Source organism: Vibrio wakamikoensis (assembly GCF_050337275.1).
Classification (GTDB): Bacteria; Pseudomonadota; Gammaproteobacteria; order Enterobacterales; family Vibrionaceae; genus Vibrio; species Vibrio chaetopteri.
Genome location: NZ_JAKJST010000013.1, coordinates 228,198 through 252,529, shown reverse-complemented (window position 1 = coordinate 252,529; position 24,332 = coordinate 228,198). Strand labels below are relative to the sequence as shown.

Sequence of the window (24,332 nt, the reverse complement as noted above, 5' to 3'; positions counted from 1 at the left end):
CGTAATTAAATTGGCTCACGTTGACTTCCTTTTATACTAAACTTCGTAACTGGTAAGTTACTGTAATAATTTACGCACAATAATGATCCAGAGTCATGACAAACGCGTTACATTTCGTTGGCAAATAGATGTCAGTAACGTATTTTTATACCTTAAGCATTCAGTCAAAATTCCACATCTATAAGGATAGTTTATGGCGCATCAGCTAAAGCGGCTTGTCCCCCTTGTGACCTTATTTACTTCCCTCTCGGCTTTCGCAAATTCTCAAGCCACAGATGCATTTGCTCCAGAAATCGCCACTGGTTTAGACAAGAAATCACTCGTCGTCAGTCAAGATTGGATGGTGACAGCCGCGAACCCCACAGCAACTAATGCAGGTGCTAAGGTGCTTGAACAAGGTGGCAACGCCATTGATGCGATGGTCGCCATTCAACTTATGCTCGGGCTTGTTGAGCCTCAATCGAGCGGCATTGGTGGCGGGTCTTTTTTGGTGTATTGGGATAGCAAACAATCAAAGCTAACTACTTATGATGGCCGAGAAACGGCGCCAGCTGCCGTCGATGGCGATCTATTTATTGGCGAAGATGGCAAACCGATGGGCTTTTTTGACGCCGTCGTTGGTGGTCGATCGGTGGGCACGCCTGGCACCGTAAAACTACTCTGGGACGTACATCAGAAATACGGTAAGTTGGATTGGAACCAAATCATCGAACCTATTGCAGAGCAAGCAGAACAAGGCTTCGTGATTAGTGCCCGACTCGCCAAACTGATAGCAAATGATGTTACCTTTCTTGGCAAGCATCCTGATACTGCTCGCTATTTCTTGCAAAGTGACGGCTCACCGAAAATGGAAGGCACGCTACTCAAGAACCCACAATATGCAGAAACTCTGCGACTCATGGCGGCTAAAGGTAGTGATGGCTTCTACAAAGGCGCCGTGGCCGAATCTATGATTAATGCTGTTAAAAGTCAGTCGAAGACCAATCCTGGGCTGTTAACGCACGACGATCTAACTCGCTATCAAGTTGCTGAGCGCAGCGCAGTCTGTGCACCTTATAAACAGTTCGATATTTGTGGAATGGGTTCACCGAGTAGTGGCGCATTGACACTCGGACAAATTATGATGCTCACCGAACCACATAAGCTCGATAGACTCGGCAGTGACAACCCGGTGAGTTGGCAGATTTTAGCCGACGCTTCAAGGCTCGCCTTTGCTGACCGTGGTTTATTTATGGCGGACAGCGATTTTGTTGATGTGCCTGTAGCGGGCTTACTTGATTCCAACTATATGCGCTCACGCAGCGAACTCATTACACCAAACCGTGCGTTGGGATCAGTGGCAGCCGGTACTCCACCTTCTGTTAATACAAGCAGCCTTTCGGCCGATCAAAGTCTTGAGCTACCTTCAACGACTCACTTTAATGTGGTCGATAGCGAAGGCAATGTAGTATCGATAACATCTTCCATCGAGAATGTGTTTGGTTCACGAGTCATGGCTAGCGGCTTTCTGCTCAACAATGAACTTACCGATTTTTCATTCGTGGCCGAAAGCAACGGCAAACCCGTTGCCAATCGCGTAGAGCCTAACAAACGACCTCGCTCATCAATGGCACCCACTATTGTCATGGAGCAAGGAAAGCCTTACATGGCCATTGGCTCACCGGGCGGAAGCCGCATCATAGGCTATGTCGCTCAAACTCTGATAGCGCATTTAGATTGGGGGATGACTATTCAACAAGCGATAGATCAACCGAGAATGATCAATCGATTTGGTGAAATGGATATTGAAGTCAATACACCGCTGGCAGAGTACGCACAGCAGTTTGAGAAGATGGGCTTTAAAGTTAAAGCTCGTGAACTCAACTCAGGTTTGCACGCGATTAGGATTACTTCTGAGGGGCTTGAAGGAGCGGCCGATCCGCGAAGAGAAGGTATCGCTGTCGGGAAATGATGTATTGAGCGTTATGTTAAGGCGTTAACAAGCATTCGAACTGAGCTAGATGCAATGTTCTACCATTGACTCGCACTGGTTCAGTTCGTTCCGATACCTTATTGAAACCTGACTTTTCTAATACTCGTGCCGACGCAGGATTGTTAGTCGCGGCTTTCGCATAGACAAGCTGCACACCGTAATCTTTATGAAGAAGTTGCATCACTCTAGCAACCGCAAAAGAAGCGACGCCTTGTTGTTGGTAGTCTTCCGCTACTCGATAGCCTAACTCACACTCTCTAGAAGCGCACGCTCTATGAGTGGACTCCCCTGCAGTCAGTTGGGTCGCATTTATCCGCGCAATAATTTTGTCCGAGTCAACAACAACAAAAAATAGACTGGTTTCCTGCTCATGTTCGTCAAGTAGTCCTTGCTGAGCCTGACAGAACGAAACGAAATTAGAGTAGCTAGCAGGCCTTGCTGGAACAAACTGTTCAAACCAGGCTTTGTTCTCTTGTTCAAAATCGAACAACGCATCGAAATGCTGTGTATTGAGTCGCTCTACATCCATTTCTGCTACTCCACATCTCAATAAGCGCTAATAGCACCTTGGCTTCGTTTTTTTAGCTGGCTTTTTTAACGAACTTAGCGGTGATCATCATTTCACCCGCACCGTCAACTTTGCAATCCAGCTGATGGTCTTTGCCCTCAACGATACGCCTTACCACCGCTTTGGTGCCGATTTTTAACACCAGCGAGCTACCTTTGACTTTCAAATCTTTGGCTAACGTGACACGGTCACCTTCTTCAAGCTTTGTGCCGTTCGCATCTTTGATGTTCAGTTCACTATCCTCTGCAAGCTCTACAGGATTCCACTCATGAGCACATTCAGGACAAATCAATTGGTTTTGGTCTTGATAGACATATTCAGACTGGCAATTTGGACAAGGAGGCAACGACATAACTTCATCAATTCTTTAGCAAATAATGCGGGGCATTCTGCCTTATTACCAGTTACCTGTCGACCTTCTCCCCCTATCAAGCAACTCAGAAAGAATAGCTCCAACAGCTATTTTCTATTGGAACCGGATCCGCTTCACAGTTATCGCGTACCAAGTCTGGTGTGACGAACTACACTGGATTCAGCTTCGTACTCTATATAGCCCCTGCGGGGAACTATCGTTAGAACAAACAACAAGGAACCACGTTATGATTCAACAAGGTCAAACATTACCCGCCTCGACGCTAAGTGAACTCACATCTGATGGCATGGTTAACCATGAAGTAGAAACCCTATTTAAAGATAAGAAAGTCGTTTTATTTGCCGTTCCGGGTGCGTTTACACCAACCTGTTCGGAAGCGCATTTACCAGGATTTATTGTTCTAGCTGATAAATTAAAAGAGAAAGGCGTGGATTTAATTTGCTGCGTTTCAGTTAATGACGCGTTTGTGATGAAGGCATGGGGCGACTCCCAAAATGCCAGTGAACTGATGATGCTCGCTGATGGCGATGGCGCATTCACCAAAGCCATTGGCCTAGATATGGATACCGCTTCGTTTGGTGGAGTCCGCTCTCAGCGCTACGCAATGATTGTTGATAACGGTGTGGTAACCCAACTCAATGTCGAAGCACCGAGCCAGTTTGAAGTCAGCACCGCTGAGGCCATTCTAAAAGCGCTTTAATCCTTACATGCACATGATGGTGAGCCTCTACCAAGCGGGCTTTCTACCAAGGGATGCTCACCAGCATGGCAATTAAAACGCCCGCCGAAAAGCTTGGCCAATGAAATCGATTGTCTTGGGCTTTGTAGTACTCTCGGTGAAGCTCTTCTTGAAACGTTTTTATCGCAAGTGTTTTATCGTAGTTGTTTTGCATAACCTACCCTCTTTAGTTTTCCCTAAATACAGGCTAAGCGTAAAACCTCAAGTTACATTGAGGTCAACAACTAATTTTCATTCATTTTGCTTGTGATCACCTGAAGCTGCGGCCAATGCGTCAGCCATCGCTTTTCTTCAACTCGTTGCAGAAAAATGCGTCTGTCTCTTTTGGGATTGTGAGTAATCTGGCCAGAGAGAAGCGTTTCAAAACCAAATGCAGCGATACATTCAAACTCATTCTCAGCAAGCTTTCTTATGCCTACTGCCGTCTCTTTTTCCGGCCAGAAACTCATCGCATGTAATGTGCTTGTGTAAGAGCCATCACCGTTTCTTTGGTGCATTAAAGCTTGGTTGCGAACTTGCCATTCAAGTTGCGGCATCGCTGTAGAAAGCTGATGCTGATAATCAAGGTAAGCGTTGGGATTGGACTCACGTTCGTCAAAATAGATAACGTCGATATCATTGAGAGGCGTTGCAACAGGCTTATTATGTAAATGATCCCAAACTAGATTTCTTAAAAATCCAGCGGCGACATAACACTGAGGCAAATCTAGCCTACGGACTTGCTCTAATACCGACAGTCTTATCGGATCTTGCTTAATAAGATCAAGTATTTGCTGCATTGAGTAGTCCTAGCATGTGACGGAGCGCGCTATTGTTTCACCACAAGTAAAACTCCGCAAGAAGCGAAAATGCCACTAGAGAGTTTACTCAAACAGCGACTTGAGCGCCTACTTTTCAGTTGATCACGCATTGCGGTAGCAAAGCCAGCATAAAATGTCAGCACGCCACCCACAGCGAACATCGAAAGCATATAGATAGTGGCACTATCAACGATTGTTAGCGAACTAAGATCAACGAATGCAGGAAGAAAGCCCATGTAAAATAAAATGGCTTTGGGGTTGGAAAGCGTCATCACTAAGCCTGTCAACACACTGGAACCTGACCCCTCTGCACCACTTTGCTCAGTATTAGGATTCGAATGCCAAACCTTCCATGCCATCCATATTAGGTAGGACGCTCCAATATACTTCAAAATTGCAGCGAACTCGCCTAAGAGTGAGGCTAATGTCGTTAGCCCAAGTAGCGCCAAACTAATCAAGACTATGTCCGCGATAATCACACCGACTACCACCAGCACCCCTTGTGCCATGCCACTCGACAAACTCCTAGAGACGACAGCTAAAACACTAGGCCCCGGAATGGCGGCGGAAAGTGCCAAAGCAAAGAATAGAGCGAATGATGAAGCGAGGGTCATAATACCGTCTCCGGAACAATCATCGGCAAATCAGTACAACCAAAATCTAAGCCTATTTGACTCAATAAACAGGTAAGTTGGCCTCTATGATGAGTTTGATGATTAAAGATATGCTGGCAAAACTGAGCGACTGTTCGCTCCATCAGTACGCCTTCTGTCGTGGTGTAGCGAACAAGTCGTTGGCAAGATTCATGCGTAAGCTGACGAGTGACATCGATATAAATGTCATCGACAGTGCTTCTTAAAGATTTTAAATGTTCGATATCTTTCACAAAGGTATCGTGGATCGATTTGGATGTAGGGAGATTGGCTAGCCTATCCTCCGCGACATCAACACACTGGTTGGCGACCAAGCGTTGTAACATGATCAGATCACCAAACAATATGTGGTTCCAATGCGCCATAATCGACGTAAAAAATGCACCGCGATCTTGGTGAAGCTCTTCATCTGTCAACGTTTCGCATGCTTTTATCAATTGCTGATTCATTCGCTGGTTGTACAGTGCTAACACTCTAAAATTAGCTGCAATGTCCATAGAGCCTCCTTGCTCTCCCGTAATACACTATTGAGTAATTTCTTGCCCTTGGTAGTACTTAACGTCGGCAAGTTCCAGCATCGGCAGGTCTTCTGGGGTATCGCCATAGGCGTAAATTTTGCCAAACTGGGTGATATCTAGTGAAGATTTTAGAAACTTCACCTTACGCTCTTCGCTGCAATCCCCTTGGACATAACGCCCGGTATACCGACTACCTCTCACCTCTAATTGGCTGCAAATTAATTTCACGCCGTGTTGGTCACACCAAGTTCGAAGGTAAGGGTCTAGTGATGCTGAGACGACAATGACCTCATCGCCTTGCCGCTGATGCCAGTGGATCTTGTCGACCATTTCTGGTCTTGTTACCTTATTTAAATACTCTCGATTAAAGTGACGAGCACTGGCAATCACATCGCTTTGTTTCCGGTGCCAATAGGTGACTTTCGATAAAATGGGTCGTGTTTTACTCGCAGGCAACCAACCTATTTTGTAGAGAGCAATCACCGGCCACAATATACAAAGCCCAATGACAATTCGTTGCTTGGAAGATGCGTAAAACAAAAAAGCGGTAAACGTATCCTCAGTGGTAATAGTGCCATCGAAATCAAATAGTGCTAGATTCGCCACGGCTCACACCAATCGTTTAGTAAAGTAATGCTTACTGTGATTCGATGGGTAGTTTTCTAACGTCATATGACACTTATATCCATGCTTTTCATAGAACGCTTTTGCTTGAAAACTAAAGGTATCAAGCAACACTGAGTGACACCCTACCTCTTTAGCATTGGATTCCACACGCGATAACAACTCGCTACCAACTCCTGTGCCGCGAATTGACTCATCAACCCAGAGAAATTGAATAGACAGCCAATCTCCAATGATTTCTGCGGTGATTCCGGCCTTCTTCTTTCCTTGCTCAGTGACATAAAACGCGACCTTGTCATGGCACACTGCACCCAAAAAAGGTCGGTTGTGTTCGACTAGCCCCTGCCGTATCTCACTAATGTCGGCATCAGTAGGATCGAGATCGATTTCATAGTTCATAGATATTCCAATACCTAGTGCTTGAGCCAAGCTGGGAAGATTTCATTTTACCGGGTCGATGTTAACTTCTGTATTTCATGCCCGTTCAGACTCAAACAATAATAACAGCACCCTCAAGAGTAAACCTCAAAAATAGAATCAATAATGATTGGTAAATTGCCTCTCAAAGACTGCGCGCCAAAAACCGAACGAGCATGAACCCCTTTATCTCCAAACACTTCTGCCATCAAGTCCGAACAGCCATCTAGGACTTTAGGGTGTTGTTCAAACGTCTCTGTGGCATTAACAAATCCTTGAAGCTTGACCACTCTGGCAACTCTATCAAGGCTACCTAATTCAAGTTTCACCGCAGCCAGTATGTCTAGTCCTGTCACCTTCGCAAACTCATATCCTTGCTCAGTCGTATATTCTCGACCGAGTTTACCTTTAGGGACATCATTTAGACCTGCTACGGGGCCTTTTCCAGACACATACAAAAGATTTCCGGTACGGACACAGTTGCAATAGCTGCCTTGAGGATCACTCGCTGTAGGGAGAACGAGTTCGAGTTCAGCCATTCTACTTTCGATAGACATAAATTTTCCTTTAGTGCACAAGCTACTCTTGTTTTAATCCAGCTCGTTCTACAATCTCGGACTCAAAACCATCAATACTTTGCTGATTTTTCTTTCGCCAATAATTCTCGATACCCTCAGAACCAAGTCTATCCGCCCACTTATCCAAGTCATCTCGATCGCCTTCATATTGATAGTACGGGACTGACATACCACAAGATGCCTGAACGAGATCTATATCAAGAATGAAGATTTGCCTGTTGGAATGACTATGAGGAAATAGAGGCGCGTAATCGTTCCAACGCTCATCATTAATATGAAGCGCTTCTGCTTGCCCGTAAGTTCTCAAAATCAAAGGGGCACCTTCGAATGCACAAAACATCAGCGTCATACGGCTATTAAGAAGAACATGAGCGGCAGATTCATTGCCACTTCCTGTTAAATTCAGCCAAGCGATCTGTTTGTTGTTAATGACTCGAAGTGAGTCTCCCCCCTTCGGTGACAAATTTACTGTGCCACTCTCAGCCGCCGTTGCCACAAAATAGATTTTCTGCGACTCAATAAACTCAACGTGCTTTTGTGTTAGCTCACTAGATTTCTTTCCCATAACTCTGAATTCCCTGTGCCAAACTAATTTTTGTTTTTCCCAACCAAACCGATGTCACTATCATCGAGTTTAGCTTGAGTTTCTATATCCAAGTATTCAACCAGTTGAATCAATAAATGTAACCTTTAACAAGACTAATTTTTGAACTGCCTCGGGAAGTTAACAGAAGATTTAACATGTAATCGAAAACACTACACGTCGAGATTAAACGGGGGGCGATACTCTTCGCGTGGGGAAACTAGTTTCATGTACAATCCTTTTTCTTCACTATACAAACTACAGTGCGAGTATCATTAAAGAATTCTAATTTGCTCCAATCTGAATAGATCTCTACTAATTCAAGACCTGCCATAGTCAGACAATTACGAATTTCTTCAATAGAGCGATATCTTAACTCGATGGTGGTTTTGCGAGTATCGCTATGCTCATAATCACGTTGAATATCATAAATAACGGTATTCTTAATACTTTCATGTGCTCTTTGAACGCCCCTCACCTGAACCTGTTCCCCCCCGGACGTTAAATAACTGTCGCTATAGGTAGAAGAATCGGCTCGACTTAGCCCACGAAGGCGCGTATCAAACACAAATAAACTCTCATCTTTCATATGGCAACGAATACTTTTCAGCATCGCAAGACAGTCTTCGTCAGTGAGAAACGCTTGAAAGGCATTTCCAGTCATAACGACTAAGTCAAAGTCAACGTCCAAAGCAAAATCAGTTGCATCAGCGTGTATAAATTTAACATTCGAGTGAGCCGACTTCAGCCTAGCGTGATCCAGCATAGGTTCGGATATATCTATACCCACCACACAATCAAGCCAATTGGACATCTCTATCGTCAAAAGTCCTGTCCCACAGCAAACATCTAGAGATGTTTTAAAGTTGAATCGCTCTACTAACGACTTCAAAAATGCCAGCTCTTCATCGTACAATTCACTATATTGGTCATCGTACTCAGCGCCAGACCAGAACTCACTTTGACTTTGTTTCATTCACCGCTCCAGAAACCACTTCGGCATTTTTAACTCCTATCTTGCTATGCCTTACCCAACGCACTATCGCAACAACCACAAACGCGAGTAAAAAGATCCAATACAACATTCCAAGCATACTCTTGGTTACGGTAAACATTGAGGCAGTCTCGGCCATCAACGGAGTCACATCCTCATAGCTCGATAGCATCAACCAAATACTGATGTTTTCTAGGTAGTCGGCAACTGCAGAGAGTACAGGCAACATTGCCAACCATTGCCATACGCCATTGGTAATTCCGCATTTCGTAAGAAGCCAGACAAACAAAAGGTAATAAGTCATCGCAAACATTGCCGGATAGATCATATCCAGTGCTAGCTGAGTTAAATAGAATGCACGCCCTTCACCGCCAAGTGCGGCCAACAAGGTCATAGCTTGATCGTAACTGTAACCCATTGGTGACATATCAAATATTGGCAACCCAGAGGAGTACTCCATTAATGTGGGTATGGTATAGCCCAGCATTAATGCATAGATCAAATTAGTTACGATTAATAGAGCGATTATCTGCCTTCCTGATGGCAGCTTTGGTAAATAACGTATCATGGTTCTTCCTTGTTCACCGTGTATCTTGACCCCATTTCGAGGTATCTCATGCGATGCGGATATTCAATCAGTTGACAAGCAAGTTGTAACTACACTAAGTGAGGATTTTTGAAGTGACTCTAGAATAGAGCAAAGATATGCCGTACTCGCTATCAGAACTTGGACAATACAGACTTTAGTTGGAAGGATTAAAACTTCGAGGATTATACCAATCTTGTTTATGACGGAGGCGGCAAGTGGTATCGCCACCTCAAAGAGATCTATGTCGTTATTTCTATAGCGACTATTGAAGTTCTGTCGCTTGATTTTCTACTTTTTTGTTTCCGCAAAAGGTACACGTAAGTACCAGCTCTTGCTCATCCAGTTTTTTAAGTGCCATATCTGTGTTTTCACCTATTAGCAGAGTCTCAACGACGCACTTCTTTACCCCACCCCAGAATGTATTGGGATAGTTATCTTTTGCCTCTTGAAGATGCTGTTTATGTTGAGTAACTTGACTGCACTTTTTACAATAGCTTTCCATATAGTCCGCCTTTGGTTAATTATCTCGCCAAGACTAACCAAGCACAGAACTTGTGAAAACACTCAATAATAAATTTTATGCAAAAATGTAACCACAATGTGAAGTAAGTAGTCAACACTCCGGCCATTAACAAATTTGATAGTTATATATGGCCGGAGAATTGACTACTATTTGCTATTTGCTTCGGTGATAGCCAGGAGTAATAAAAGGCCCCAACAACATGTTAAGCTTTTTGAAAAAGCCTTGATGCTCTTCTTTAAAAATCGTTTCTGCTTCTTGAGCGCTATCGGCACTAATGATCAAAGACTGTTCAATAAACCCCTGTTCAATCAACTGACTTGCCTCTTGCTTATAGGTCTCAGAACTTGTCTCTAAGTAGGTATATCCGCCATCTTTCGTAAAGAACTTAAACTCCATGAATCCCCCCAAATAGTGTCAATTCAGTACTGACGCTAACAGCTAGATTTAAGGATAGGATATTAATTTTCCCACGATACGAGTCATCACACATCCGCGACTAAAGTCTTTGCAATAATATTTTCATTCTCTTTCAGATAGGCAATATCTGAAAGGTAGGCAAGATGATGACCGTCGTTGATATTCTCAAGAAAAGCCTGATTACCTTGATTTGCTTGTGTATGCATGAAATCTACTAACGCCTGAATTCGATTCACCATTACCTCGACTAAACACAGCCTCAACTCAACACCTAAGCTGTAGGCATCACAAAACAACTTTGCTCTCTGCATCTGAATCTGTAAATCACCGAATGCATCATCGCTGTGAGTTTTGAAAGGTGCCCAAGTATAAACGGCGTAGGCGATGTCCCAAATCCTAGAGCCTGGGTGCGCGGTATCAAAATCAAATACCCCGACTACCGAGGGTCCATTCAAGGCAACGTTGTATGGCGCAAAGTCTCCATGACAAATAACCTCTATCGGTTCTATCGTAGGTAGCATCCAACGCATAGTACTCACGTCTGCGGTCTCAACTAAACTGCTTGATGCATCATGATACGCTCGCAACAGTTGTGCCGCTGAAGCGAGTGCATCAGATAAGGCAATATCACCCTCAAGAGGGAAGTTCGTCGTTTCGCCTGGCACAAACGACAAAATTTCATTACCGTTTTCGTCAAAACCAAAAGACTTGGGTGCGGCTGAAAACCCGACGCGTTCTAGATGATTCAGTAATGTATGAACCGCTGGCGACCAAGGGCCAGCCGGCCTCAGGACTTTATCTTCCTTTCGATAGATGGCAGCACCTCTGCCACCGGATAATTCCTCTATCAAGTTCAACGCTCCCTACATAAATCTGATAGTTAACTAAATATCTACTGCTGCTACTCTGGACAGTACTTGTTAAACATCACGCAGCAGGTTAGGACAAAAGCTAAAAATAAACTCACGCCCCAAAGACCATCGCTATAAAACGACATCTCGCCTTCGAACCATACCCTAAGACCAATGTTAAACAACTCGCCATTAATACCAAGCACCAATACTGATGCCGCGAAATATCGAACAAACTCGATTGTGAGCCGTTTCGTCGTTTCTAGATGCTTAGCCAATGTCTATTCCTTATAGTGGCTATTCGAGGATGACAAACCGTAAACTGGGGGTTAATGTTCTTTAGCGTAATGGTTACTTTGCCACAAAGGCATGTCGCTGATTGGCTCATATCAACCTCCTTGTTATTTGATCGGATTTCGCTTTTTGACATACTTAAAGGCGCGAAACTCGTTATTTGGAACGGCTGCACTTTCACTGATTTTCACGTAGCCGAGTTTTTCATAGAAATGCTGGTTTCTGTATGACTTGGCAGGTGTCAGCAATTTGAAGCCAATAGCATTGAGGTAGTTCTCTTCCAACTCTGTCATCACCCATGAACCGATTTGGTTGCCTTGGAAGCTCGATGCCACAAACACATACTTAATCTCCACCAGCTCATCACTATCAAGCTCAGCACACAAACCACCGACTAACTGCTCCTGCCATATGATGAGAAAGAAGTTACCAGCATTGATTTGAGATTCTCTCCATTCAATAGATTCTATGTTTGGTGGGTAAGACCCGTATTTACGTTTATCTTCTTCGAAAGCATCGAGTGCGCAGCTTTGCAGGTTTCTAGCATCAACTATGGATGCTAATTTAAGGTTTATGTGCTCCACGATCCATTCTCCCATGGTTTTCTGCCAATACTTTCAATACCTATGGCGCAATTTGCAAAGTCATTGGCACAAATCGGATCCCATTAAATTCTGACTCAGGTCCTGTAGCAACAAAACCATGCTTCTCATAGAAACTCATCGCGTTGACTGAAGAACGTAGACTGGCTTCTGCCACATCTGTGCTGCTCAACAAGTGAGATAAAATAAAGTGTCCAACTCCCGTTCCCTGTGATTGTTTAGAGACAAATAAATGTGTTAGAAATTCATTCTGTCCTTGCGTATTGAGGAGAGGTAATACATCAAGGGTCGCAACCTCTTTGACCAATGCATGTATGCTACTCAAATCATTTTTTGAAACAATTTGCGCTTCCATACTTCCCCATGCTCGTCATCTTCATGACATCGTGAAAGCCATAATTTTATGGATTGAATCTGAACTCGCGTCAATTTCAACCCACTCCATGGCTTGATAGAATTCTGGAATGTCTGTGTATGCCAGAGTTTGAGGTTGTCCCAACGCCATCACTTTTTGAGTAGCGAGCTCAACAAGTTGTTTCGCGGGACCTTTTTTACGAAATTCGGGTAAGACATACAGTGCATTTATCCATATCACCGACTTACGAGTCAAAGGGTGTGGATAATGCGTAAAAGCAATACCTGCGACAGGCTTGTTATCGACTACGACAGCTATCGGCTGTGGTAACTGAACGCTATAGTTATCGAAGGAAAAGTCCGGCCATTGCACCTTAAAGAGCCTTTCGACACCAAAGAAATATTTAGAATCTGGCTCACACTGGACTATGTTCATACCGCCTCGCTTCTTCGTGCACCTGATTAATCAAAGCTCATCCAACGTACTTGAGATCAAAGCAGAGTCTAGATAAGCCCTTACCTTTATCAGCCTTCCATGACCAAATTCACATACCCAACAATACCGGTTGTTAAAAGGTCGACCGGACTTGGTATATGAATCGGCCACGAGCTTCACAGCAACGCTCGAACCATATAGACTTCTTACTCTTTGCCTAGAGGTCTAGTTACGCATATACACAAAGTGCTCATCTTGGTTGACAACCGTAAAGCCAAATCTCTCATACAAGCTATGTACTTGATTACCTTTAAGGTAACAAAGATGGATAGTTTTCGAGCGAGATCGCGCAATACAAGCTTTCATGACAGCGCTTCCAATACCCATACCTTGATAGTCGGGCAACAAGAAGAAACGGCCGAAGTAGTAACCATCAGGTTGTACTTCGAATAGATAACTACCTATCCTTTTCCCATCAAGTTCGATTATTGTTGGCTTAGCTTCGTTCCACTCTTGTTCGTGTAATTGGCGCTGAGTTGTTTCATCCCAACCAAAGACTCTAACCACCGCGTCATACTCAGCGGCTTTCTTGAGTTCAAAAAGAAACTCAAAGTCATCATGAGAGGCCGCTCTCTCTTTGTACTTCATGCGCCAGATGATTCCCTTGTTTTCATTTTAAACAACTCTACACGCTACCTTCAATTGCGATTGCTACCCTCACATTACCCAACGAAAGTACGGCCTCTGTCCGTCCAAACGTTCCACCTCCGCTCCGAGCCTTTTATAGAACTCATGGGCTTTGTTATTGTGGGGACTAGCAGTCCACGAGATGTGGGAAACAGATGATGACATTGCTTGAGATTGTAAGGCCAACATTAGCTTATGACCGTGACCGTTTGATCTTTGATTTTCTGCCACTAAGAGATCATCAAGCCAGATGGAAGGCTCTCCACTAAAAGAAGAATATCGGTAGTGGAATAAGGCAAAGCCTAAGACGTCGTTGTCCTGCTCCAATAATAAAGCGTGCGCAAATGGATAATCACCAAACAAAGTGCGTTCAATTTTCTCAACAGTCGTAGAGATTTCACCACTAAAGCCCTTCATAGCACGGTCAAACTCCGCTTTTTGCTCGATAAGGCTCAACAGCGTACTTGCGTCACTCTTAATCGCACTCCTTACGATCACAATCATCTCCCTACCTAGAACCAATTGGTCAATATCAATCCATTTGTTAAGTGTTAGTTAGGCGCTAGCCTCAAGCTTCCAAGGTGGGTTCAACCGATTTTCTCCCGCCCAATACAGCTTAATTTTGTTGCCTGATGGATCTGTCAACGCGGCTTCTTCCCAAAGGTAAGTTTGCATAGTGATATCTTGTGTAAACTTGATGCCCGCCGCCTTTAGATCAGCGACCAATTGATGCAGGTTTTCATGCTCAAAGTAAACGACTCCACGGCAATCTAGGCCTTGTTTTTCTGTGTCTAAATAAACAGAAAACGTAGCGTCGCCATCAGGAAACGAAAAGCGAGCATAATGACCGTTACCAACAATTTGAGTCAACCCCAGTTTCTTATAAAACTCGACCGCCAACTTTATATCGTGAACGGCTAATGTAACCTGGTTTAGATTCATGTACTTTCCTTGTTTTATTTTTCACCGCTAACACCTAACTCAGCAAATTTAGCATCCGGGTCTTTCATTACATCTTCCAATAGTTGTTTTCTGCGATCAAATTCTAAGAAAAACCGCGCTATACAACAAACGCTACCAAACTAAATCGCCTAAAGCAGTAGTAGATTTTTCGCACTAATGATTAGACCATCTCCAACACACGCATATCGAGGTAAGCAATGATTTTGTGGGAAGAAGAGTCACTTAAGGATCGTGAAAACATCTTGGAGTTTCTCTATGACTTCAACCCTGATGCGGCAGAGAAAACTGACAACCTCATCGAAGCAAAAGTAGAAAATTCGCTAGAGCAGCCACTTATGAGTGTGCAGCGAGACGGTATTCGTGGGCGACTACATATAATTGCTGAGATTTTGATGGTCGTCTCCTATTGGATCGAAGGCGACATTATCCGAATTATGCGCGTGCTCCACCAGAAACAAAAATTTCCCATGGATTGATTGCTTCCCCTGGGGAACTAACGCATTGTTAAGTAGCAGCTAACTACAACTGCACTCAAAAAAACCACCGTAATCACTAAACTCAATTCAAACCAAAATCGCCAACTGTTAGCTGTCTGCTTGAACAATTTGTTAGGGGGATGTTTTCGCCATACTCTTAGCTACATCAAAAAAATCTGTATCCAATGCAAATGTTTCTGTCATTAGGTCAGACGTGACAGATGTCCAAAGGAGTTCCCTTTGAACCAACGACTCTATCGCAGGAGTAGACAGGTCTAATTCGTTAATTTGACGAAATGTTAAAGCTGTACCACCAGATTCCGTAAAGGCTCGAATAACTCTCAACTCCTCTTTACTCAAGCGCTGAAACACATCTACTAACTGCTTATGTTGAAGGTTATTTGTTATCTTTACTTTTGATCGTTCATTCAGTGCTGTAGCGACTATACGAGCAACAGGGAAGATTATGATTAACGAGAAAAAAGCAATAACCCAATCATCTGAATACAAGTAACTAGCTAGCCCAAAAGCTCCGGATAAAGAAGTAGCTATGCCCCTTCCAAAATCATTTTCGCTGTAAACCTTATCTAGCCACTTATCAATTGATTCCATTTACTTTCTCCATAATTGATAAAGCCCCCTAACGCCCTGTTAAGGGGTGAGCAACGCAATACCGAAGTCGCCGCATACCACCCTAAACACTAAAATCAACGCATAATGAAAATGCCACGCGTTGCGAATCCCTCTTGAACAGTTTGTTAGGTTTTGGGCTTATTCTCCCAATGAACCCCAATCTGTTAGATTTAATTGCTTGCGCCTAATGTAGTAGAAGGTTGCCATAACTAAACCAAACAATGCGCCAGTAAGTAACGAGATATAAACCGCTTCTAAAACTGGTTTGCCTAGCTCGTCCCACACAAGAAACCATTGGAAGATTCCCCAAACAGGAGCAAAGAAAGCCACACAAAGCATAACGTTTGCAAAAAAACTCTGATAATAAGGCGGCGGAAAACATAGTCCGAGTTTACGTAACAACCTTACAAGTGGAGGATTGTAGTTCGACTTCCAAACACCTTTGTCACTTAACTCTTTGTGCGCAAGTTGTAGCTTCGTTTCATAATCCATGATCCAAATTCCTCGAATTCGATGTTTCCCGCGGAGAAACCTAACGCCTTGCTAAGTTGCAGCTAACGACCATAACACTAGAGCAAAGCCACGTAATCACTGAACTCAACCAAACCAAAATCGCCGAGCGTTAGCTGTCTGCTTGAGCAATTTGTTAGCTTTTTTGTGCGATGCCGCCAACGTTTGCCACCAAGATTTCAAAGAAACGCTCCAAAGCCGACCCCACCGATGTACCAAATGCAGAAGCATTGAACTTTCCACCAACTTGCTGCCAAAGATGACGACACTTAAAGTCACTCACGGATCTTGCACTCAAGCTGACAGCCAAGAATGCCATGCCCAACAGTTAATTGATGGTTGTTCCAAGCAAAAGAAGCAGCACGTTCGATGTACCGGCTTGGCACTGACGTTCAGGTGTAAAGCTAGAGCGATGAACACCAACTCCAATGAACTTAACCGAGAAAGCTAACGCCTTGCTAAGTTGCAGCTAACTACCACCACACCCAAACAAAGCCACCATAATCACTAAACCCAATTCAAACCAAAATCGCCAACTGTTAGCTGTCTGCTTGAGCAATTTGTTAGCTTTTTTCGTGCGATGCTGCCAACGTTTGGCACCAAGATTTCAAAGAAACGCTCCAAAGCCGACACCACCGATGTACCAAATGCAGAAGCATTGAACTTTCCACCAACTTGCTGCCAAAGATGGCGACACTTAAAGGCAACTCACGGCTCTTGCACTCAAGTTGACAGCTAAGAATGCCATGTCCAACAGTGAATTGATGGTTGTTCCAAGCAAAAGAAACAGCGTGCTCGATTTAACGATTTGGCACTGACGAGCAGGTGTAAAGCTAGAACGATGAACCCCTACTCCAATGAACTGAACCGAGAAAGCTAACGCCTTGTTAAGTAGCAGCTAACTACAACGACACTCAAACAAAGCCACCATAATCACTAAACTCAATTCAAACCAAAACCGCCGACTGTTAGCTGTCTGCTTGAACAATTTGTTAGCACACTACTCACCGCACTGACTTTTCTTTCTCGCACGCTACCGCTAGTTGACTATTACAACTTGGTAGCAACTCTCACTACGATGAAAGCGATATTCAACCAGTTGAAAGTACATTTGTAACGTTGGAGAGCGATAAACTTTGAGGTAGGTCGAGATTTATAAAGTACGGAAGGGGTTTTTAAGTAAAGCTATTGATTTAATTAGAATTAATGAGAAGTAAAATGGGACTTCAAACTTCATGGCAGCACTGGGTTGAATTACACCATGAGTAAGAAAACTAGTGCGCTAACGCCCGCTTAAGTTGTGAGTTACGCACCACTGAAGCTAAATTTTAAACCGTAATCACGCAAACCAAAATTAACACCAAAACCGCCAAGCGTTACGAATCGACTTGAAGCGTTTGTTATGCACGTGCTCACCTTACACTCGCATAGTAGGCATGAGGATGACCAGTTAAACACGCCCAATATTGATCACCGTATGAAAAATGCCACCATTCCCTTGAGTAGTTCACGAAACCCGCGCTAGACATAACAGAAACCAACATCGCTCTGTTTTTACTAGCTACTGGTGACAAGCAACTTATGTGTGTTTCACACAAAGAAGGATCAACCGAAATCCAGTCTTTAATTTCCATACCAAAATCGATAACACGACCTTTGAAATCTACTATTTCAATATCGACCGCGCCTCCTGAACTGTGAGGAGGGAACAAAGGATCACCTTCAAAAGTTTTAGTTGGAGCTACTAGTTGCGCAGCAATGAGATAAGCTTCATGTTGAGTAAATTTGGGATTGCTCGCAACGACTCGCTGCAGTTGCTGCTGAAACAGCGACTCCTGAAACTTTGGAGAGCGATAGCCTTCATACAACCTAAACCTTAAACCAGAAGGGAGCTCTTTTTCTGCTTGCACTAGTCTTTCCAAAACGCCCTTCCGCACTAGATGATAGCAATCTTTAGTTTCTGGGCTTTCTGGTGGTGAACCATAGTTGAGGTGCCCAAATACAGAAACAAGCTCTTCATCAATGCTTGCAATTGGCATCGCTACTACTTCTGGGGACGAAATATCTATATGATTCAAGTGTTCTCCCAAATGGCAGTTTCCAGAAAGTGCATAACGCCACGTTAAGTGGTGAGCAACGCTACCACTGCACTCAAGACATTATGCCATAAACACTGATGCATATCTTTAAACTGAAACCGCCAAGCGTTGGGAATCCGTCTTAAACGCCTTGTTATACTGCTTTGTTGAGACTAGAATGACCAGTATAAAGACCACTTAAGAGACCTATTGGTATGACTACTAGAATATTAGCTGATGTTGCAGCAAGCATTACAGAGCTAAAAGCTAACCCTATGAAAGTTGCTAGCAGTGCTTATGGCGAACCAGTCGCTGTCCTCAACCGAAATGAACCAGCCTTTTATTGTGTTCCAGCTGAAGCTTATGAAATGATGATGGATCGACTAGAAGATCTTGAACTCATTTCTATTGTAAAAGAGCGTGAATCTGAAGAGAGTATCTCGGTAAACATTGATGACTTATAAACTCGATTTCAAAAAGAGTGCATTGAAAGAGTGGAAGAAACTAGGCTCGACACTACAGCAACAGTTTAAGAAGAAGCTAATTGAGCGTTTGGATAACCCTCATGTCCCAGCCTCAAAACTTTCTGGTGCTGACAATATGTATAAGATCAAGCTACGCCAATCTGGTTACCGATTGGTCTACAAAGTTGAAGATGATGTCATCATTGTGACCGTCTTAGCTGTAGGAAAGCGTGAAAGAAGCGATGTTTATCGAAAAGCCATGAAAAGGCTAGATGACTGATTGCAGTATAACGCCTTGTTAAGTAGCAGCTAACTACCACTGCACTCAAACAAAACCACCGTAATCACACAACTCAACCAAACCAAAATCGCCAAACGTTAGCTGTCTGCTTGAACAATTTGTTATGTGTGTTTTTCAAACTTTGCGATATGACGTTTATACTTTTTCTCACGCCACCACCAGATTAAGAAACTAAGAGGAAATGCACCAACTGACGCCCAGCAACCACTTACTAGTAAATCGGTAGTCTGAGTCCAGCTCCAAGCTGTATCAGATATAAATATGGAATCTATACTTCGCCCTATCATTACACCCAAAATAGCAGGAACAGATGTACGAACAGCAAACTTAAAACTGCCCTTTTCTCGTTCGAATTTCCAACTAGATAATTCGTCATCTGGGTCTTTCATCATCTCCCCCATGGGATAATTACCAAAACACATAACGCCCTGCTAAGTGGCGCTAACGATTAACTTTCCAAGCGCACTTAACTTCAAACCAAAACCGCCAAGCTTATGGCGTCCACTTAAGCAGTTTGTTAGCTTTTTCGTGCGATAATGCCTGCGTTGCTCACCAAGGTTTTGAAGTAACGCTCTCCCCTCAAAACCAATGACCAACATGACGGGACAACGTTGAACTGTCCAAAGATTCATAGCTCGTGTTGACGAAACTCAGAGGCAACTCAAAGTTTGCCACTTAGCCAACAACCACATACGCCAATTTTCAATTAAGCGTAAATAACTCAATAGCAAAGAAAAAGCACGCGAGATATAAAAGGTTGCCACTAAAGAACTGGTGTATAGCTAGAGCGATGAACCCGTACACCAATAAACTAAACCGTGAAAGCTAACGCCCTGTTAAGTAGCAGCTAACTACCACTGCACCCAAACAAAGCCACCGTAATCACTAAACCCTACCAAACCAAAATCGCCAAACGTTAGCTGTCTGCTTGAACAATTTGTTATGCGATTGGACTACTGTCCATAGTATTTAGCACTGAAACCGACAGAAATAGGCGCTTCGTCATATTGGCAAGAAACTCCTACTTTTAATTGTCTACGATGGTCGTAGTAAGTGTGATAATGAGTTTGCTTTCGAGCTAGTTCTAACTCCGAAAGACTTAGACTCAAAGAGCCCAATATGGATTCTGAATCAAACTCTTGATGCTGATAATGAGGGGCTGTTCTCTTGATACTAACCTCAACGTAACTTACAAAATTACCCTCAGCTTCCAAAAGCATTTCGCACTCATCACTTTCTACTATGATGTTACCAACTTCATTAGCCAAACCACCTGTAGCAGTTTCAGCTTTATTAATTTGCATACCAATATACTGATATGGACGATGAAAGGGAGAACTTAATAATGGGAGGTTATAAAATATTGCTTTATCAATTGCAGTTCCTAAATGACCCGCAGCAAAGTCATCATTCATTGCGTTTTTGTTGAATACCACACCGATGTCTTTAACTAGCGTCTTAAACGATTCAACATAGGAGCTTTCGTCCATGAAATTTCCATATAGCTTTCCAACAAGTAACCCAGGCGGTTCACAGTCTTTCAGCATGATCGGTAACACTTTAATTGGCTTACCCGCGATTTGATAATTCATTGCCACATCGAGCTCATTCACAACCCATGGAGCATTAATCGAATTAGGGGACAAAATAACCGCGAAGTATGCTACGTTATCAATGCCCTCGCGAATTTTCTGAATCAAAGAATCGCCAATCTTCATTTCAGCTTCATCGAGCCAGCATTTTACATTGTGGTTTTCTAGATCTCGAGCCAACTTTCTCACAAACTCTTTGTCTGCGTGATTGTGACTTAAAAAAACACTCGTAATCAATTTAATACTCCTTTACTAAAAAATCGCATAACGCCTTGTTAAGTAGCAGCTAACTAACACTACACTCAAACAAAGCCACCATAATCACTACAACTCAATTCAAACCAAAATCGCCGACTGTTAGCTGTCTGCTTGAACAATTTGTTATGGCTTGGACTCTCAGCAATTGCATTACTGCCCTGCCTCAACCATTGCCTTTATCTTCTTGGCTTTCTCGAAGTGATCAAGCTTGTGCTCTTGTATCCACCACGTCGCCGCTTCCATAAGCAAATCAGGGTCATCATTTTTGTTGGCGAAAAACGCGTAGAACGAAACGCCTACGTTATCGCCTTTTTGTTCTAGTTTCTTTTGGCAAACATCTAAGACTTTTCGCCTCAAAGAATCACGCATAATTGAAAACCTTAAAAAATAATAAATGACTTACATCGAGTAACGTTTGATTGATGTATGAGGCTCCTATTGAAGCTAACTTTCGAGAGCCATAACGCCTTGTTAAGTAGCAGCTAACCATCACTGCACTCCAACGAAACCACCGTAATCACTAAACTCAACCAAACCAAAATCGCCAACTGTTAGCTGTCTGCTTGAACAATTTGTTAGCGCACTGACCAACACACCGCCGTTTCTGTAAAAATTTCATGTATCTCACTAGGAGAATAGCTGCCATCCAATGTAGCTAGTGTTACTGAAACTCTATCTGGATATCTCCGGCTATCAGACCACTCTATATTTGAGCCACACGTTCTACAGAATTTACGAGTAACGTGTGCAGAGGAACTATATTCTGTAATTTCAGTCAGCCCTGAGATATAACGCAGGTCATTTTTAGGGATGGTCACATAAGTAGCGAATGCTGAACCATGGAGTTTTTGACACATCTTGCAGTGACAATGAGAAGCTCGAAAAGGCTCAGTTAACAACTCATATTGAACCGCACCACATTGGCAGCTACCTTTAATCAAACTACATACCTCCTAGTTGTATGATTGTGCGCTAACGCCTTGCTAAGTTGCAGCTAACGAATACAACACTCAAGCAAAGCCACGTAATCACTGAACTCAACCAAACCAAAATCGCCGAACGTTAGCTGTCTGCTTAAGCAATTTGTTATATGCCCGACCACTCATGTGAAAGAACCGACATTTGGACTTTGTCGAAGAACTCTCCGTTGCGAAAACCCGATTGACGTTTAACACCTTCGTGTTGGTATCCAGCTTTCTCATATGCTCGGATAGCTGATGGATTTACAGAAAAAGCTGTTAGTTCAATGCGATGAAGCCCTAACGAGTTGAAGCCGTAATCTGTGATAACCTTAGTTACCTCTGTTCCTATCCCTTTGCCCCAATATGCTTTATCACCAATAAGAATAAAGTACTCCCCACTACGATTGAGTGAACTAATCGACGCAATGCCAGCATACCCAATGAGCTTACCTGTTTCATTACAGCAAATACCATAAGACACTGTTTTCGAGGACTCATTAATAGTCAAAAGCCACTTTGAGATATCAGCTTTTGATTTTGGATAAGCATAAGATGACAGGCTAAATTGTGTAACTTCCTTATCACAAGCCCATACGTAAAAATCTTCAACGTCTTCAACTTCAAGTGGTCTCAGATTAATTACACTTGATTCAATCAATTTTATTCCTCTGAACTAAAATGGCATATAACGCCTTGTTAAGTAGCAGCTAACTACCACTACACTCAAACAAACCTACCGTAATCACTAAACTAAATTCAAACCAAAATCGCCGACTGTTAGCTGTCTGCTTGAACAATTTGTTATGTGCGTTCTAACGTGAAAAGAAGTATATCTTCACCCATAAACTTACCGTTACGCGCTACGATTGATTCATTGAACTCAAAGCCATTTTTAAGTAAAACTTTTTTTGAACCTGTATTACGAGCTAAACACCCGCTACTGAACTTCTCAATACCCAAACTAGCGGCAATTTCGATTACTTTTTTTACCGCTTGTGTGCCGATTCCTTTTCCATGGAAATCAGCTCGAATCCAGTAATCTACGCTTGCTCGCTTGTCTTTTATTGAAAGGTTATTGAGTGTAATAAGACCGGAAAAGTCACCATCGTTCTCGATTACGAAAACTTTTACTCGATTGCTTTTGATGAGCGGAAGAACATGCGCAAACCAAGCTTTGGCACCATCTGGAGGATAAGGTGACGGTACGTTACTCATCTTACCAATTTCAGGATTTGAAGCGTGAGACTGAATACTCAACAAATCACTTTCTTTTAGTTCTCTCAGATGTATCAATTTTAAAATTCCCTTGAGCACATAACGCCTTGTTAAGTAGCAGCTAACTGCCACTGCACCCAAACAAAGCCACCGTAATCACTAAACTCAATTCAAACCAAAATCGCCTAACGTTAGCTGTCTGCTTGAACAATTTGTTATGTTAACGAACCCAACCAACTAAAAAATTTTGATATCCCACCAAAAAATTCAGCTAATTGCGCAAGTAAAAAAACTAGTATTGCCTTAATACCAAATACCGCTTCCAATACAGTCATTGCTGTTAACACCAATATATAGTTATTAGTTTTAGACTGTAATGTGGCTAACTTTCCTTCAATATAAAAAGATGTACCCCACTTATTTTTTGTGTCGTAAACCTCATCCTGTTTTAGAGCTAAGTCGTATTGATAAGTTTGGACTTCTTGGTCATCTGCATCGGAAACCAAGTCAACACCTAACCACCCACCTCCATCAAGATTAAATGAACAAGCTGTTACTTCGACTTTCGCTGTGCCTTTAGGGTTTATTGCGGGTATTTGGATGTCATGATTAACTGTTTGATGCACATTATGTCCTAAAAATTCAAACTTTACATTTTGAACACTTGCCCCTTTAAAGGTCTTATTGGACAAATTAGTTACAACCAAATGTGCTTGATACACAATTCCTTGAACCACAGTTAGAGATGCACCTTTTGGTTTTATCCTACTTCTTTTCAATGGTTTAAATTTTAATTCCACCCTGAGATCAATGATACTTTTAGGAGGCGGGAGTTGCTTTGATTCTTCCGTTTTCAATTTTTCACCTCATCCAATTAGTTAACATAACGCCCTGCTAAGTGGCGCTGACGATTAACTTACCAAGCGCACTTAACTTCAAACCAAAACCGCCAAGCTTATAGCGTCCACTTAAGCAGTTTGTTAGCTTTTTCGTGTGATAATGCCTGCGTTGCTCACCAAGGTTTTGAAGTAACGCTCTACCCTCAAAACCAATGACCAACATGACGGGACAGCATTGAACTGTCCAAAGATTCATAGCTCGTGTTGACGAAACTCAGAGGCAACTCAAATTTTGCCACTTAGCCAACAACCACATATGCCAATTTTCAATTAAGCGTAAATAACTCAATAGCAAAGAAAAAGCATGCGAGAGATAAAGGTTGCCACTAAAGAACAGGTGTAAAGCTAGAACGATGAACCCGTACACCAATAAATTAAACCGTGAAAGCTAACGCTTTACTAAGCGGCG

38 protein-coding genes are annotated in these 24,332 nt (G+C 42.9%); 5 read left to right on the top strand and 33 right to left on the bottom strand.

Annotated features, from left to right (window positions below; genetic code table 11):
• Positions 1 to 193: 193 nt before the first annotated feature.
• On the top strand, positions 194 to 1,951 hold the full coding sequence (gene ggt, locus L4C42_RS04330) for a gamma-glutamyltransferase (RefSeq protein WP_429759483.1): 1,758 nt from the start codon (positions 194 to 196) through the stop codon (positions 1,949 to 1,951).
• Positions 1,952 to 1,967: 16 nt separating this feature from the next.
• On the opposite strand, the gene L4C42_RS04325 is transcribed toward ggt, so the two are convergent.
• Positions 1,968 to 2,501 carry a GNAT family N-acetyltransferase gene (locus tag L4C42_RS04325; RefSeq protein WP_429759481.1) on the bottom strand — a complete coding sequence of 178 codons (534 nt, stop codon included), beginning with the start codon at positions 2,499 to 2,501 and terminating at the stop codon, positions 1,968 to 1,970.
• 52 nt (positions 2,502 to 2,553) lie between these two features.
• Positions 2,554 to 2,892 (bottom strand): zinc ribbon domain-containing protein YjdM, encoded by a 339-nt coding sequence (locus L4C42_RS04320; RefSeq protein ID WP_112460837.1) that lies wholly within the window; start codon positions 2,890 to 2,892, stop codon positions 2,554 to 2,556.
• Between the two features lie 247 nt (positions 2,893 to 3,139).
• On the opposite strand from L4C42_RS04320, the gene L4C42_RS04315 reads away from it, so the two are divergent.
• Positions 3,140 to 3,613: a peroxiredoxin gene (locus tag L4C42_RS04315; protein WP_353496287.1), complete on the top strand. Its 474-nt coding sequence runs from the start codon at positions 3,140 to 3,142 to the stop codon at positions 3,611 to 3,613.
• Between the two features lie 43 nt (positions 3,614 to 3,656).
• Here the strand turns inward: L4C42_RS04315 and L4C42_RS04310 are convergent, their stop codons facing one another.
• From L4C42_RS04310 to L4C42_RS04215, 20 genes are all read right to left on the bottom strand, one after another.
• A complete protein-coding gene (locus tag L4C42_RS04310) occupies positions 3,657 to 3,806 on the bottom strand; it encodes a hypothetical protein (RefSeq protein ID WP_429759479.1) in 150 nt (49 codons plus the stop codon).
• A 70-nt stretch (positions 3,807 to 3,876) separates the two neighbouring features.
• Complete coding sequence (locus L4C42_RS04305; protein ID WP_429759477.1) at positions 3,877 to 4,431, bottom strand: nucleotidyltransferase family protein; 555 nt, start codon at positions 4,429 to 4,431, stop codon at positions 3,877 to 3,879.
• Between the two features lie 29 nt (positions 4,432 to 4,460).
• Positions 4,461 to 5,066, bottom strand: coding sequence for a LysE family translocator (locus tag L4C42_RS04300; protein ID WP_429759475.1), 606 nt, complete (start codon positions 5,064 to 5,066; stop codon positions 4,461 to 4,463).
• The gene (locus L4C42_RS04295) at positions 5,063 to 5,602 is read right to left on the bottom strand and encodes a DinB family protein (RefSeq protein WP_429759473.1); all 540 of its coding nucleotides are present in this window, start codon (positions 5,600 to 5,602) and stop codon (positions 5,063 to 5,065) included. Before L4C42_RS04295 ends, L4C42_RS04300 begins: the two co-directional genes overlap by 4 nt.
• A gap of 27 nt (positions 5,603 to 5,629) precedes the next feature.
• Complete coding sequence (locus L4C42_RS04290) at positions 5,630 to 6,229, bottom strand: HAD family hydrolase (RefSeq protein ID WP_429759471.1); 600 nt, start codon at positions 6,227 to 6,229, stop codon at positions 5,630 to 5,632.
• A gap of 3 nt (positions 6,230 to 6,232) precedes the next feature.
• On the bottom strand, positions 6,233 to 6,646 hold the full coding sequence (locus L4C42_RS04285; protein ID WP_429759469.1) for a GNAT family N-acetyltransferase: 414 nt from the start codon (positions 6,644 to 6,646) through the stop codon (positions 6,233 to 6,235).
• A gap of 113 nt (positions 6,647 to 6,759) precedes the next feature.
• Positions 6,760 to 7,221: a RidA family protein gene (locus tag L4C42_RS04280; RefSeq protein ID WP_429759467.1), complete on the bottom strand. Its 462-nt coding sequence runs from the start codon at positions 7,219 to 7,221 to the stop codon at positions 6,760 to 6,762.
• Positions 7,222 to 7,243: 22 nt separating this feature from the next.
• On the bottom strand, positions 7,244 to 7,807 hold the full coding sequence (locus tag L4C42_RS04275) for a pyridoxamine 5'-phosphate oxidase family protein (protein WP_429759465.1): 564 nt from the start codon (positions 7,805 to 7,807) through the stop codon (positions 7,244 to 7,246).
• A 244-nt stretch (positions 7,808 to 8,051) separates the two neighbouring features.
• Entirely contained in the window at positions 8,052 to 8,801 is a 750-nt protein-coding gene (locus tag L4C42_RS04270; protein WP_429759463.1) for a class I SAM-dependent methyltransferase, read from the bottom strand.
• Positions 8,782 to 9,387 carry a hypothetical protein gene (locus L4C42_RS04265; protein ID WP_429759461.1) on the bottom strand — a complete coding sequence of 202 codons (606 nt, stop codon included), beginning with the start codon at positions 9,385 to 9,387 and terminating at the stop codon, positions 8,782 to 8,784. Before L4C42_RS04265 ends, L4C42_RS04270 begins: the two co-directional genes overlap by 20 nt.
• 283 nt (positions 9,388 to 9,670) lie before the next feature.
• Positions 9,671 to 9,910 carry a hypothetical protein gene (locus L4C42_RS04260; RefSeq protein WP_429759459.1) on the bottom strand — a complete coding sequence of 80 codons (240 nt, stop codon included), beginning with the start codon at positions 9,908 to 9,910 and terminating at the stop codon, positions 9,671 to 9,673.
• A gap of 174 nt (positions 9,911 to 10,084) precedes the next feature.
• Entirely contained in the window at positions 10,085 to 10,327 is a 243-nt protein-coding gene (locus L4C42_RS04255) for a hypothetical protein (protein WP_353496297.1), read from the bottom strand.
• Positions 10,328 to 10,413: 86 nt separating this feature from the next.
• The gene (locus L4C42_RS04250) at positions 10,414 to 11,196 is read right to left on the bottom strand and encodes an aminoglycoside phosphotransferase family protein (RefSeq protein ID WP_429759583.1); all 783 of its coding nucleotides are present in this window, start codon (positions 11,194 to 11,196) and stop codon (positions 10,414 to 10,416) included.
• Between the two features lie 53 nt (positions 11,197 to 11,249).
• Positions 11,250 to 11,477 carry a hypothetical protein gene (locus L4C42_RS04245; RefSeq protein ID WP_429759457.1) on the bottom strand — a complete coding sequence of 76 codons (228 nt, stop codon included), beginning with the start codon at positions 11,475 to 11,477 and terminating at the stop codon, positions 11,250 to 11,252.
• A 123-nt stretch (positions 11,478 to 11,600) separates the two neighbouring features.
• Positions 11,601 to 12,092, bottom strand: coding sequence for a GNAT family N-acetyltransferase (locus L4C42_RS04240; RefSeq protein ID WP_353496299.1), 492 nt, complete (start codon positions 12,090 to 12,092; stop codon positions 11,601 to 11,603).
• A gap of 25 nt (positions 12,093 to 12,117) precedes the next feature.
• Positions 12,118 to 12,450 (bottom strand): GNAT family N-acetyltransferase, encoded by a 333-nt coding sequence (locus L4C42_RS04235; protein ID WP_429759454.1) that lies wholly within the window; start codon positions 12,448 to 12,450, stop codon positions 12,118 to 12,120.
• Between the two features lie 21 nt (positions 12,451 to 12,471).
• Positions 12,472 to 12,885 (bottom strand): GNAT family N-acetyltransferase, encoded by a 414-nt coding sequence (locus L4C42_RS04230; RefSeq protein WP_429759452.1) that lies wholly within the window; start codon positions 12,883 to 12,885, stop codon positions 12,472 to 12,474.
• Positions 12,886 to 13,110: 225 nt separating this feature from the next.
• The gene (locus tag L4C42_RS04225) at positions 13,111 to 13,533 is read right to left on the bottom strand and encodes a GNAT family N-acetyltransferase (RefSeq protein ID WP_353496302.1); all 423 of its coding nucleotides are present in this window, start codon (positions 13,531 to 13,533) and stop codon (positions 13,111 to 13,113) included.
• Positions 13,534 to 13,602: 69 nt separating this feature from the next.
• A complete protein-coding gene (locus tag L4C42_RS04220) occupies positions 13,603 to 14,076 on the bottom strand; it encodes a GNAT family N-acetyltransferase (protein ID WP_353496303.1) in 474 nt (157 codons plus the stop codon).
• A 51-nt stretch (positions 14,077 to 14,127) separates the two neighbouring features.
• The gene (locus L4C42_RS04215) at positions 14,128 to 14,514 is read right to left on the bottom strand and encodes a VOC family protein (protein WP_429759449.1); all 387 of its coding nucleotides are present in this window, start codon (positions 14,512 to 14,514) and stop codon (positions 14,128 to 14,130) included.
• Positions 14,515 to 14,732: 218 nt separating this feature from the next.
• Here L4C42_RS04215 and L4C42_RS04210 point away from each other — a divergent pair, with 218 nt between their 5' ends.
• A complete protein-coding gene (locus L4C42_RS04210) occupies positions 14,733 to 15,011 on the top strand; it encodes a type II toxin-antitoxin system RelE/ParE family toxin (protein WP_353496305.1) in 279 nt (92 codons plus the stop codon).
• A 132-nt stretch (positions 15,012 to 15,143) separates the two neighbouring features.
• Here L4C42_RS04210 and L4C42_RS04205 read toward each other — a convergent pair whose 3' ends face one another.
• From L4C42_RS04205 to L4C42_RS04190, 4 genes are all read right to left on the bottom strand, one after another.
• A complete protein-coding gene (locus L4C42_RS04205) occupies positions 15,144 to 15,623 on the bottom strand; it encodes a hypothetical protein (RefSeq protein WP_429759447.1) in 480 nt (159 codons plus the stop codon).
• 159 nt (positions 15,624 to 15,782) lie between these two features.
• Positions 15,783 to 16,136, bottom strand: a complete 354-nt coding sequence (locus L4C42_RS04200; RefSeq protein ID WP_005448142.1) for a DUF6404 family protein — start codon at positions 16,134 to 16,136, stop codon at positions 15,783 to 15,785.
• A gap of 154 nt (positions 16,137 to 16,290) precedes the next feature.
• Positions 16,291 to 16,437, bottom strand: a complete 147-nt coding sequence (locus L4C42_RS04195; RefSeq protein ID WP_429759444.1) for a hypothetical protein — start codon at positions 16,435 to 16,437, stop codon at positions 16,291 to 16,293.
• 1,129 nt (positions 16,438 to 17,566) lie between these two features.
• Positions 17,567 to 18,232, bottom strand: coding sequence for a M15 family metallopeptidase (locus L4C42_RS04190; RefSeq protein ID WP_429759442.1), 666 nt, complete (start codon positions 18,230 to 18,232; stop codon positions 17,567 to 17,569).
• Between the two features lie 215 nt (positions 18,233 to 18,447).
• Here L4C42_RS04190 and L4C42_RS04185 point away from each other — a divergent pair, with 215 nt between their 5' ends.
• Together L4C42_RS04185 and L4C42_RS04180 are read left to right on the top strand one after the other, a co-directional pair.
• Entirely contained in the window at positions 18,448 to 18,696 is a 249-nt protein-coding gene (locus tag L4C42_RS04185) for a type II toxin-antitoxin system Phd/YefM family antitoxin (protein WP_429759440.1), read from the top strand.
• Positions 18,686 to 18,976: a type II toxin-antitoxin system RelE family toxin gene (locus L4C42_RS04180; RefSeq protein ID WP_005377002.1), complete on the top strand. Its 291-nt coding sequence runs from the start codon at positions 18,686 to 18,688 to the stop codon at positions 18,974 to 18,976. The genes L4C42_RS04185 and L4C42_RS04180 overlap by 11 nt, the downstream gene beginning before the upstream one ends.
• 122 nt (positions 18,977 to 19,098) lie before the next feature.
• Here L4C42_RS04180 and L4C42_RS04175 read toward each other — a convergent pair whose 3' ends face one another.
• The 7 genes from L4C42_RS04175 to L4C42_RS04145 all read right to left on the bottom strand — a co-directional run bounded on the left by L4C42_RS04175 (position 19,099) and on the right by L4C42_RS04145 (position 23,881).
• The gene (locus L4C42_RS04175; protein ID WP_418642181.1) at positions 19,099 to 19,386 is read right to left on the bottom strand and encodes a hypothetical protein; all 288 of its coding nucleotides are present in this window, start codon (positions 19,384 to 19,386) and stop codon (positions 19,099 to 19,101) included.
• Between the two features lie 564 nt (positions 19,387 to 19,950).
• Positions 19,951 to 20,826 carry a toll/interleukin-1 receptor domain-containing protein gene (locus L4C42_RS04170; protein ID WP_429759429.1) on the bottom strand — a complete coding sequence of 292 codons (876 nt, stop codon included), beginning with the start codon at positions 20,824 to 20,826 and terminating at the stop codon, positions 19,951 to 19,953.
• 171 nt (positions 20,827 to 20,997) lie between these two features.
• Complete coding sequence (locus L4C42_RS04165) at positions 20,998 to 21,216, bottom strand: DUF6500 family protein (protein WP_429759427.1); 219 nt, start codon at positions 21,214 to 21,216, stop codon at positions 20,998 to 21,000.
• Positions 21,217 to 21,422: 206 nt separating this feature from the next.
• A complete protein-coding gene (locus L4C42_RS04160; RefSeq protein ID WP_489686897.1) occupies positions 21,423 to 21,788 on the bottom strand; it encodes a GFA family protein in 366 nt (121 codons plus the stop codon).
• 145 nt (positions 21,789 to 21,933) lie between these two features.
• Positions 21,934 to 22,467: a GNAT family N-acetyltransferase gene (locus tag L4C42_RS04155; RefSeq protein ID WP_112462965.1), complete on the bottom strand. Its 534-nt coding sequence runs from the start codon at positions 22,465 to 22,467 to the stop codon at positions 21,934 to 21,936.
• A gap of 143 nt (positions 22,468 to 22,610) precedes the next feature.
• Positions 22,611 to 23,156, bottom strand: coding sequence for a GNAT family N-acetyltransferase (locus L4C42_RS04150; protein WP_429759579.1), 546 nt, complete (start codon positions 23,154 to 23,156; stop codon positions 22,611 to 22,613).
• 83 nt (positions 23,157 to 23,239) lie between these two features.
• Positions 23,240 to 23,881: a hypothetical protein gene (locus L4C42_RS04145; RefSeq protein WP_429759425.1), complete on the bottom strand. Its 642-nt coding sequence runs from the start codon at positions 23,879 to 23,881 to the stop codon at positions 23,240 to 23,242.
• Between the last annotated feature and the right edge of the window lie 451 nt (positions 23,882 to 24,332).

Bases quoted from the DNA above. Each gene is read 5' to 3' on its own strand.
- L4C42_RS04280 (WP_429759467.1), bottom strand. From the start codon at position 7,221: ATGTCTATCGAAAGTAGAATGGCTGAACTCGAACTCGTTCTCCCTACA.
- L4C42_RS04300 (WP_429759475.1), bottom strand. From the start codon at position 5,066: ATGACCCTCGCTTCATCATTCGCTCTATTCTTTGCTTTGGCACTTTCC.
- L4C42_RS04320 (WP_112460837.1), bottom strand. From the start codon at position 2,892: ATGTCGTTGCCTCCTTGTCCAAATTGCCAGTCTGAATATGTCTATCAA.
- L4C42_RS04265 (WP_429759461.1), bottom strand. From the start codon at position 9,387: ATGATACGTTATTTACCAAAGCTGCCATCAGGAAGGCAGATAATCGCT.
- L4C42_RS04200 (WP_005448142.1), bottom strand. From the start codon at position 16,136: ATGGATTATGAAACGAAGCTACAACTTGCGCACAAAGAGTTAAGTGAC.
- L4C42_RS04165 (WP_429759427.1), bottom strand. From the start codon at position 21,216: ATGCGTGATTCTTTGAGGCGAAAAGTCTTAGATGTTTGCCAAAAGAAA.
- L4C42_RS04315 (WP_353496287.1), top strand. From the start codon at position 3,140: ATGATTCAACAAGGTCAAACATTACCCGCCTCGACGCTAAGTGAACTC.
- L4C42_RS04260 (WP_429759459.1), bottom strand. From the start codon at position 9,910: ATGGAAAGCTATTGTAAAAAGTGCAGTCAAGTTACTCAACATAAACAG.
- ggt (WP_429759483.1), top strand. From the start codon at position 194: ATGGCGCATCAGCTAAAGCGGCTTGTCCCCCTTGTGACCTTATTTACT.
- L4C42_RS04175 (WP_418642181.1), bottom strand. From the start codon at position 19,386: ATGAAAGACCCAGATGACGAATTATCTAGTTGGAAATTCGAACGAGAA.
- L4C42_RS04285 (WP_429759469.1), bottom strand. From the start codon at position 6,646: ATGAACTATGAAATCGATCTCGATCCTACTGATGCCGACATTAGTGAG.
- L4C42_RS04255 (WP_353496297.1), bottom strand. From the start codon at position 10,327: ATGGAGTTTAAGTTCTTTACGAAAGATGGCGGATATACCTACTTAGAG.
- L4C42_RS04180 (WP_005377002.1), top strand. From the start codon at position 18,686: ATGACTTATAAACTCGATTTCAAAAAGAGTGCATTGAAAGAGTGGAAG.
- L4C42_RS04305 (WP_429759477.1), bottom strand. From the start codon at position 4,431: ATGCAGCAAATACTTGATCTTATTAAGCAAGATCCGATAAGACTGTCG.
- L4C42_RS04185 (WP_429759440.1), top strand. From the start codon at position 18,448: ATGACTACTAGAATATTAGCTGATGTTGCAGCAAGCATTACAGAGCTA.
- L4C42_RS04215 (WP_429759449.1), bottom strand. From the start codon at position 14,514: ATGAATCTAAACCAGGTTACATTAGCCGTTCACGATATAAAGTTGGCG.
- L4C42_RS04225 (WP_353496302.1), bottom strand. From the start codon at position 13,533: ATGAAGTACAAAGAGAGAGCGGCCTCTCATGATGACTTTGAGTTTCTT.
- L4C42_RS04205 (WP_429759447.1), bottom strand. From the start codon at position 15,623: ATGGAATCAATTGATAAGTGGCTAGATAAGGTTTACAGCGAAAATGAT.
- L4C42_RS04230 (WP_429759452.1), bottom strand. From the start codon at position 12,885: ATGAACATAGTCCAGTGTGAGCCAGATTCTAAATATTTCTTTGGTGTC.
- L4C42_RS04240 (WP_353496299.1), bottom strand. From the start codon at position 12,092: ATGGGAGAATGGATCGTGGAGCACATAAACCTTAAATTAGCATCCATA.
- L4C42_RS04310 (WP_429759479.1), bottom strand. From the start codon at position 3,806: ATGCAAAACAACTACGATAAAACACTTGCGATAAAAACGTTTCAAGAA.
- L4C42_RS04270 (WP_429759463.1), bottom strand. From the start codon at position 8,801: ATGAAACAAAGTCAAAGTGAGTTCTGGTCTGGCGCTGAGTACGATGAC.
- L4C42_RS04235 (WP_429759454.1), bottom strand. From the start codon at position 12,450: ATGGAAGCGCAAATTGTTTCAAAAAATGATTTGAGTAGCATACATGCA.
- L4C42_RS04325 (WP_429759481.1), bottom strand. From the start codon at position 2,501: ATGGATGTAGAGCGACTCAATACACAGCATTTCGATGCGTTGTTCGAT.
- L4C42_RS04275 (WP_429759465.1), bottom strand. From the start codon at position 7,807: ATGGGAAAGAAATCTAGTGAGCTAACACAAAAGCACGTTGAGTTTATT.
- L4C42_RS04295 (WP_429759473.1), bottom strand. From the start codon at position 5,602: ATGGACATTGCAGCTAATTTTAGAGTGTTAGCACTGTACAACCAGCGA.
- L4C42_RS04210 (WP_353496305.1), top strand. From the start codon at position 14,733: ATGATTTTGTGGGAAGAAGAGTCACTTAAGGATCGTGAAAACATCTTG.
- L4C42_RS04220 (WP_353496303.1), bottom strand. From the start codon at position 14,076: ATGATTGTGATCGTAAGGAGTGCGATTAAGAGTGACGCAAGTACGCTG.